At 68.0% G+C, this 8,376-nt stretch carries 8 protein-coding genes; all 8 read left to right on the forward strand.

Features of this window, described 5'->3' with window-relative positions; genetic code table 11:
* On the forward strand, positions 1 to 720 hold a 720-nt coding region (locus tag DPV74_RS36385), incomplete at its 5' end, for a ketopantoate reductase C-terminal domain-containing protein (RefSeq protein WP_119338944.1).
* Positions 721 to 951: 231 nt separating this feature from the next.
* The gene (locus tag DPV74_RS36390) at positions 952 to 1,911 is read left to right on the forward strand and encodes an AraC family transcriptional regulator (protein WP_048023218.1); all 960 of its coding nucleotides are present in this window, start codon (positions 952 to 954) and stop codon (positions 1,909 to 1,911) included.
* A 118-nt stretch (positions 1,912 to 2,029) separates the two neighbouring features.
* Complete coding sequence (locus DPV74_RS36395; RefSeq protein ID WP_060173290.1) at positions 2,030 to 2,971, forward strand: substrate-binding domain-containing protein; 942 nt, start codon at positions 2,030 to 2,032, stop codon at positions 2,969 to 2,971.
* Between the two features lie 62 nt (positions 2,972 to 3,033).
* Positions 3,034 to 4,554 (forward strand): sugar ABC transporter ATP-binding protein, encoded by a 1,521-nt coding sequence (locus DPV74_RS36400; RefSeq protein ID WP_119338947.1) that lies wholly within the window; start codon positions 3,034 to 3,036, stop codon positions 4,552 to 4,554.
* Entirely contained in the window at positions 4,541 to 5,554 is a 1,014-nt protein-coding gene (locus tag DPV74_RS36405; RefSeq protein ID WP_060173289.1) for an ABC transporter permease, read from the forward strand. The genes DPV74_RS36400 and DPV74_RS36405 overlap by 14 nt, the downstream gene beginning before the upstream one ends.
* A gap of 46 nt (positions 5,555 to 5,600) precedes the next feature.
* Positions 5,601 to 6,689 carry an alcohol dehydrogenase catalytic domain-containing protein gene (locus DPV74_RS36410; RefSeq protein ID WP_060086289.1) on the forward strand — a complete coding sequence of 363 codons (1,089 nt, stop codon included), beginning with the start codon at positions 5,601 to 5,603 and terminating at the stop codon, positions 6,687 to 6,689.
* Between the two features lie 29 nt (positions 6,690 to 6,718).
* Positions 6,719 to 8,266, forward strand: coding sequence for an FGGY-family carbohydrate kinase (locus DPV74_RS36415; RefSeq protein WP_119338945.1), 1,548 nt, complete (start codon positions 6,719 to 6,721; stop codon positions 8,264 to 8,266).
* A partial coding sequence (locus tag DPV74_RS36420) for an SDR family NAD(P)-dependent oxidoreductase (RefSeq protein WP_119338946.1) occupies positions 8,263 to 8,376 on the forward strand: 114 nt, incomplete at its 3' end. The genes DPV74_RS36415 and DPV74_RS36420, both read left to right, overlap by 4 nt.

Raw genomic sequence — 8,376 nt, forward strand, 5'->3', positions numbered from 1 at the left:
CTGAGCTGCAAGGCGTACAGCCTCGACGACGCGATTGAGTCGTTTGCGCCGTTCGTCGGCCCGCAGACGCTGATCCTGCCCATGCTCAACGGGATGCGCCATCTCGACGTGCTGCGCGAGCGGTTCGGCGCCGCGCAGGTGCTCGGCGGGCTGTGCGTGATCGCGGCGACGCTCGATCGCGAGCAGCGCATCGTGCACCTCAACGACACGCACGGGGTCACGTTCGGCGAACTTGCGGGCGGCGAATCGCCGCGTGTGCGCGCGGTGGCCGAGGTGCTCGGCGGCGCGGGGTTCGATGCGACGCTCAGTGACGACGTGGCCGCGCGGATGTGGGAAAAATGGGTGTTCCTCGCGACGCTCGCCGCGAGCACGTCGCTGTTCCGCGCCTCGGTCGGCGACATTCTCGCCGCGCCGGACGGCCGCCGCCTGCTCGAGACGATGCTCGGCGAATGCAGTGCGATTGCCGAGCACAACGGCCACCGGCCCGATCCGGCCGCCATCGAGCGGATGCAGCGGATGGTGCTGACGCCGTCGCCGCTGACCGCGTCGATGCTGCGCGATGTCGAAAACCATGCGCGCGTCGAAGCCGATCACGTGATCGGCGACCTGCTCGCGCGCCGCGACCCGCAGGCGGCCGATGCGCTGTCGCTGCTGCGGATCGCGTACAACCACCTGAAGGCGTACGAAGCGCGTACCGCGCGTGAGCACGCGGCCGCGTAAGCGCCGGGCGGGCGGCCGCCCGGCCGTTCCGCACTGCACAAATTTGCCATCCGGCGCCATTTGCGGCCGGAATGGGCAAAAAAGTATCGAAAATCAGGCGTAAAGTTGGTGGAGCCGCGCGCTCGATCGACCTACATTGCTTCCCATGCGACCGGTCGCGTCGCCGCGTGAAATACGCGGCGCACGCGCAAAACGAACCGGCCGGCGAGACACGGGAATGGAGACGCCCACATGATGCACCCCGATCTGGAAGTGGTCGAAGTGCGACGCGACGAGTCGTTCAAGGTCTGGTCGCACGGTTATCCGTATCGCACGATCCGCTGGCACTTCCATCCCGAATTCGAGCTGCACCTGATCGTCGCGACGCGCGGCAAGTATTTCGTCGGCGACCACATCGGCTCGTTCGGCCCCGGCCATCTCGTGCTGCTCGGCCCGAACCTGCCGCACAACTGGGTCAGCGACATGGCCGAAGGCGAAACCGTCGAACGCCGCAATCTCGTGATCCAGTTCGACCCGGTGTTCGTGCGCCGCTGCATGGACGCGTTTCCCGAATGCCGCGACGCGCAGGCGTTGCTCGACGATGCGCGGCGCGGGGTCGGCTTCGACGCGGCGACCAGCGCCGCGATCGCGCCGCTGTTCGACGAACTGCTGGCCGCGCGCGGCATGCGCCGCATTGCGCTGTTCATGACGATCCTCGAACGGCTGTGCGGCGCGGCCGAACGCACGCTGCTCGCGAGCCCCGCATACGACCAGGCCGATGTCACGCCGACGCGGCTCAGCCATGCGCTGTCGTACATCGGCAAGAACCTCGCGTCCGAGCTGCGCGAATCCGATCTCGCGCAACTGACCGGGCAGAGCGTCAGCGCGTTCTCGCGCGCGTTTCATCGCCAGACGGGCATGCCGTTCGTCCAGTACGTGAATCGTCTGCGGATTGAATCCGCGTGCCAGCTGCTGCTCGCCGACGACGCGAACATCACCGATATCTGCTTCCAGGCCGGCTTCAACAACGTGTCGAACTTCAACCGCCAGTTCCGCGCGGTGAAGGGGATGGCGCCGTCCGAATTCCGCGCACTGCAGCGCCTGAACGCGCGCAGTCGCGAACTGGCGCTGCACGCGGCGCCCACCGGCAATCCGCTGCCGCCGCGCGTCGTGACGCCCGGCGCGCCCGAACTCGCTCCGCAGCCCGGATGATCGCCGGGCCGCCGCCCGCCCGAGTTTTCCACGCCGTTTCACCCAGCCGATCGCGCCGCCTGCGTCGCGAGGGGCTTGCTCACCCACGAAAAAGCCTTATACAACCGGAGACACCGTCATGACGCCTGCATCGCCCGCCTCATCCTCCCGTCGCGCCGCCCGTCTGGCGGCGGTTGCCGCGCTTGCCGCCGCGGCCTGGCTGCCCGCCGCCGTGCAGGCCGCACCGCTGCGGATCGGCATGACGTTCCAGGAGCTGAACAACCCGTATTTCGTGACGATGCAGAAGGCGCTGAACGACGCGGCCGCGTCGATCGGCGCGCAGGTCGTCGTCACCGACGCGCATCACGACGTCAGCAAGCAGGTGAGCGACGTCGAGGACATGCTGCAGAAGAAGATCGACATCCTGCTCGTGAACCCGACCGATTCGACCGGCATCCAGTCGGCGATCACGCAGGCGAAGAAGGCCGGCGCGGTGGTCGTGGCCGTCGATGCGAACGCGAACGGCCCGGTCGATTCGTTCGTCGGCTCGAAGAACTACGACGCGGGCGTGATGTCGTGCGACTACCTCGCGAAAGCGATCGGCGGCAGCGGTGAGGTGGCGATCCTCGACGGCATTCCGGTCGTGCCGATTCTCGAACGCGTGCGCGGTTGCAAGGCGGGGCTCGCGAAATACCCGAACGTGAAGCTGGTCGACACGCAGAACGGCAAGCAGGAGCGCGCGACCGCGCTGTCGGTGACCGAGAACCTGATCTCCGCGCACCCGAAGCTGAAGGGCGTCTTCAGCGTGAACGACGGCGGCGCGATGGGCGCGCTCGCCGCGATCGAGAGTTCGGGCAAGGACATCAAGCTGACGAGCGTCGACGGTGCGCCCGAGGCGATCGCCGCGATCCAGAAACCGAATTCGAAGTTCATCGAGACGACCGCGCAGTTCCCGGCCGACCAGGTGCGTATCGCGCTCGGCATCGCGATTGCGCGCAAGTGGGGCGCGACGGTGCCGAAGGCGATCCCGGTCGACGTGAAGGTGGTCGACCGCGGCAACGCGAAGGGCTTCAGCTGGTGAACGACGTGCAATGCGACTCGAAGGGCGGCGGCACGGCCGGCGCCTTTCGTACGGAGAAACCGATGGACACGATACTCCGGCTCAGCGACATCGCGAAAAGCTTTCCGGGCGTGAAGGCGCTGTCCGGCATTCATCTCGAGATCGCGCGCGGCGAGATTCACGCGCTGCTCGGCGAGAACGGCGCGGGCAAGTCGACGCTGATGAAGATCCTGTGCGGCATTCATCGGCCGGATACCGGCACGATCGAGATCGACGGCGAGGTGCGTCGTTTCGCGGACTATCGCGACGCGGTCGCGGCGGGTGTCGGCATCGTGTTCCAGGAATTCAGCCTGATCCCGCATCTCGATGCCGTCGACAACCTGTTCCTCGGCCGCGAGCTGCGCAACCGCTGGGGCGCACGCGACCGCAAGCGGATGCGTCGCGCGGCGGCCGGCATCTTCGCGCGGCTCGGCGTCGCGATCGATCTCGATGCGCCGATCCGTGCGCTGTCGGTCGCGCAGCAGCAGTTCGTCGAGATCGGCAAGGCGCTGTCGCTCGACGCGCGCATCCTGATCCTCGACGAACCGACCGCCACGCTCACGCCGGCCGAGGCCGGGCACCTGTTCGCGATCATGCGCGAGCTGAAGCGGCAGGGCGTCGCGATGATCTTCATCTCGCATCATCTCGAGGAAATCTTCGCGGTGTGCGACCGCATCACGGTGCTGCGCGACGGCCAGTACGTTGCGACGACCGACGTCGCGCGCACCGACGTCGAGCAGCTGGTGCGGATGATGGTCGGACGGCGGATCGAGAGCAGTTTTCCGCCGAAGCCGGCGCGCGCGGCGGATGCGCCGCGGGTACTGGAGGTCGATGCGCTGCAGATCGAGCGCGACGGCCCCGTGAACCGCTTTGAGCTGCATGCGGGCGAGATTCTCGGCTTTGCCGGGCTGGTCGGCTCGGGCCGCACCGAAACCGCGCTCGCGGTGATCGGCGCGACGCGTGCGCATCGCAAGGACGTGCGCGTGCGCGGCACGGCGGCGACGCTCGCCGATCCGGCCGACGCGTTGCGCGCGGGCATCGGCATCCTGCCGGAAAGCCGCAAGACGGAAGGGCTCGTCACGTCGTTCTCGATTCGCGACAACATCTCGCTGAACAACCTCGGCAAGTACCGGTCGATGCGCTGGCTGATCGACCGCCGCGGCGAGGCGCGCGCGACGCACGACGTGATGCGGCGTGTCGGCGTGAAGGCGCCGTCGATCCATGCCGAGGTCGCGACGCTGTCCGGCGGCAACCAGCAGAAGGTCGTGATCGCGCGCTGGCTCAACCATCACACGTCGGTGCTGATCTTCGACGAGCCGACGCGCGGCATCGACGTCGGCGCGAAAGCCGAAATCTACGGGCTGATGCGCGAACTCACCGCGCGCGGCTACGCCATCATCATGATCTCGTCCGAGCTGCCGGAGATCGTCGGCATGTGCGATCGCGTCGCCGTGTTCCGGCAGGGGCGCATCGAGGCGACGCTCGAAGGCGACGAGATCGATCCCGACACGGTCATGACCTATGCCACGGCCGGCACGCGAGGAGCGACCCATGAACCTGCCTGATTCTTCTTCCACGCCTTCCCCGACCCTCGCGGCTGCCGCCGGAAACGGCGACGCACCGCCGCCGCGCGCGATGTGGGCGCAGTTGCGACGCTCGACGCTGTTCTATCCGCTCGTCGGCCTGATCGTCGTGTGCATCGCGATGATGATCGCGAGCCCGAGCTTCCTGTCCGCCGCGAACCTGGAGAACGTGCTGCGCCAGGTGTCGATCAACGCGATCATCGCGGTGGGCATGACCTGCGTGATCCTGACCGGCGGGATCGACCTGTCGGTCGGCTCGGTGATGGCGCTGTCGGGCACGCTCGCGGCCGGGCTGATGGTGGCCGGCGTGAACGCGGTGGCCGCGCTCGCGATCGGCATCGCGGTCGGCCTCGGGTTCGGCTTCCTGAACGGCCTGTTCGTCGCGTTCGCGGGGATGCCGCCGATCATCGTCACGCTCGCGACGATGGGCATCGCCCGCGGCCTGGCACTGATCTACACGGGCGGCTATCCGATCGACGGGCTGCCCGACTGGGTCGCGTTCTTCGGCAGCGGCAAGGTGTTCGGCATCCAGGCGCCGGTACTGATCATGCTGGCGGTCTATGCAATCGCGTGGCTGCTGCTCGACCGGATGCCGTTCGGCCGCTACGTGTATGCGATCGGCGGCAACGAGCAGGCGACGCGGCTCACCGGCGTGCGCGTGGCGCGCGTGAAGCTGATCGTCTACACGCTGGCCGGGCTCACGTCGGCGCTTGCCGCGATCGTGCTGACCGGGCGGCTGATGAGCGGGCAGCCGAATGCCGGCGTGGGCTTCGAGCTCGACGCGATCGCGGCCGTCGTGATGGGCGGCACGTCGATCTCGGGCGGGCGCGGCGCGATCCTCGGCACGCTGGTCGGCGCGCTGCTACTTGGCGTGCTCAACAACGGGCTGAACATGATCGGCGTGAACCCGTATGTGCAGAACGTGATCAAGGGCGGAATCATCCTGCTCGCGATCTACATCAGCCGCGAACGGTCGCGGTAACGCATCTTCCTTCAGACATCCGAATCATCACTGAAAGAGACTATCCATGACGACACCCGAAGCCCCGCCGCGGATGACCGCGGTCGTTTGCCACGGCCCCGAGGACTACCGCGTCGAACAGGTCGCGAAGCCGCGCCCCGGCACGAACGAACTCGTGATCCGCATCGCCGCGTGCGGCATCTGCGCAAGCGACTGCAAGTGCTATACGGGCGCGAAGATGTTCTGGGGCGGCCCGAACCCGTGGGTCAAGGCGCCCGTGATTCCCGGCCACGAATTTTTCGGCCACGTTGAAGCGCTCGGCGACGGCGCGGCCGAGCACTTCGGCGTGACGGTGGGCGACCGCGTGATCGCCGAGCAGATCGTGCCGTGCGGCAAGTGCCGTTATTGCCGGTCGGGCCAGTACTGGATGTGCGAAGTGCACAACATCTTCGGCTTCCAGCGCGAGGTGGCCGACGGCGGAATGGCCGAATACATGCGCATTCCGCCCACCGCGATCGTCCACAAGATCCCGCTCGGCGTGTCGCTCGAAGACGCCGCGATCATCGAGCCGCTGTCGTGCGCGATCCATACGGTGAACCGCGGCGACCTGCAGCTCGACGATGTGGTCGTGATCGCCGGAGCGGGCCCGCTCGGGCTGATGATGACGCAGGTCGCGCACCTGAAGACGCCGAAGAAACTCGTCGTGATCGACCTGATCGACGAGCGGCTCGAACTCGCGCGCGAGTACGGCGCCGACGTGACGATCAACCCGACGCGCGACGATGCACGCGAGATCGTCCGGTCGCTCACCGACGGCTACGGCTGCGACGTCTACATCGAGACGACCGGCGCGCCGGTCGGCGTGAGCCAGGGGCTCGACCTGATCCGCAAGCTCGGCCGCTTCGTCGAATTCAGCGTGTTCGGCGAGGATGCGACCGTCGACTGGTCGATCATCGGCGACCGCAAGGAGCTCGACGTGCGCGGCGCGCACCTGGGGCCATACTGCTACCCGGTCGCGATCGACCTGCTCGCGCGCGGGCTCGTCACGTCGAAAGGCATCGTTACGCACGATTTCGCGCTCGAGGAGTGGGACGACGCGATCCGCGTCGCGAAATCGCCCGAATCGATCAAGGTGCTGCTGAAGCCGGCCCGCTGACGGCCGGCGTGCGCCTCACCGGAGACATCATGGAATACGTCATAGGCGTGGACATCGGCACGCAGAGCACCAAGGCGCTGCTCGTCGACCGGCACGGCACGATCGTCGCGCGGCGCTCGGCCGGCTACCAGCCCGATACGCCGCGCCCGCTGTGGGCCGAGCAATGGCCGCAGGTGTGGTTCGACGCTGTGCTCGAATGCATCGCCGGCTGCGTGAGCGATGCGCACGCGCAGGGTGTGCCGGCCGACGCGATCCGCGCGGTGTGCGTGGGCAGCCTGTACGGCGGCTCGGGCATTCCGGTCGACAGCGACATGCGGCCGGTCCATCCGTGCCTGATCTGGATGGACCGGCGTGCGACCGCTGAAGTCGACTGGATCAATGCGAACGTGAACGTCGAGCGGCTGCGCGTGATCACGGGCAACGGCGTCGACAGCTATTACGGCTTCACGAAGATGCTGTGGCTGCGCGACCAGCGGCCGGACGTGTGGGCGAACGTGCGCTACTTCCTGCCGCCGAACGCCTACGTGATCTACCTGCTGACCGGCGAGGTCGCAGTCGATCACAGCTCGGCCGGCAACATCGGCGGCGTGTACGACGTCGCGCGCCGCGAATGGTCCGACGATGCGCTCGACATGCTCGGCATCCCGGCGACGATGATGCCCGAGCGGCTCGTCGAATCGACGGACGTCGTCGGCGGCCTGCTGTCGCAATGGACGGAGCAACTCGGGCTGCCGGCCGGCACGCCCGTTGTCGCGGGCGGCGTCGATGCGGCCGTCGCGACCTTCGCGGCCGGCGCGACGCGCGCGGGGCAGCATGTCGCGATGATCGGCACCAGCATGTGCTGGGGTTACGTGAGCCGGCACGTCGATGCGCGGCACGGGCTCGTCAGCATGCCGCACGTGTTCAACGGGCAGCGAGACCTGTACGTGTTCGGCGGCGCGATCACGGCGGGCGCGTCGGTCGCATGGTTTCGCGACCAGTTCTGTCACGCGGAGATCGATGCGGCACGCCTGCTGCCGCACGGCGATCCGCACGTGTTGCTCGAGGAGGCGGCCGAAAGCGTGCCGCCGGGCGCCGATGGCGTGCTGTTCCTGCCGTACCTGATGGGCGAACGCAGCCCGGTGTGGGACGCGAAGGCGAGCGGCGCATTCGTCGGGCTGAGTCTCGCGCACACGCGCGCGCACCTGTATCGCGCGGTGCTCGAAGGTGTCGCGTTCGCGTTGCGGCACAACATCGAGGCCGGCCGACGCGGCGCGGCCGCGCTCGACGACCGGCTGATCGTCGTGGGCGGGGCCGCGCATTCGGCGCTATGGATGCAGATCATCGCGGACGTGACGGGCTTCCCGGTGTGGACGATCGAGCAGGACGTCGAAGCCGCGATGGGGGCGGCCTTGCTCGCGGGAGTCGGGGTGGGGCTCGTGTCGCACGAGGATGCACAAGGCGGATGGGTCACGCTCGTCGAGCGCGCGCGGCCCGATGCCGAACGCGCGGCAGCCTATACGGCGCGCTTTGCGCTCTATACGGCGCTGTATCCGGCGCTCGAACCGATCATGCACGGGTTGCACACGCCATCATGAAAAGTCGATTCGATTTCGGCGGTTCGCGGGTGCTCGTCACGGGCGCGTCGAGCGGGATCGGGCGCGCGTGCGCGGTCGCGCTGGCGCGGGCGGGCGCGCGGGTCGTCGCG

Source organism: Burkholderia sp. HAN2018, assembly GCF_024704855.1.
Classification (GTDB): domain Bacteria; phylum Pseudomonadota; class Gammaproteobacteria; order Burkholderiales; family Burkholderiaceae; genus Burkholderia; species Burkholderia cepacia.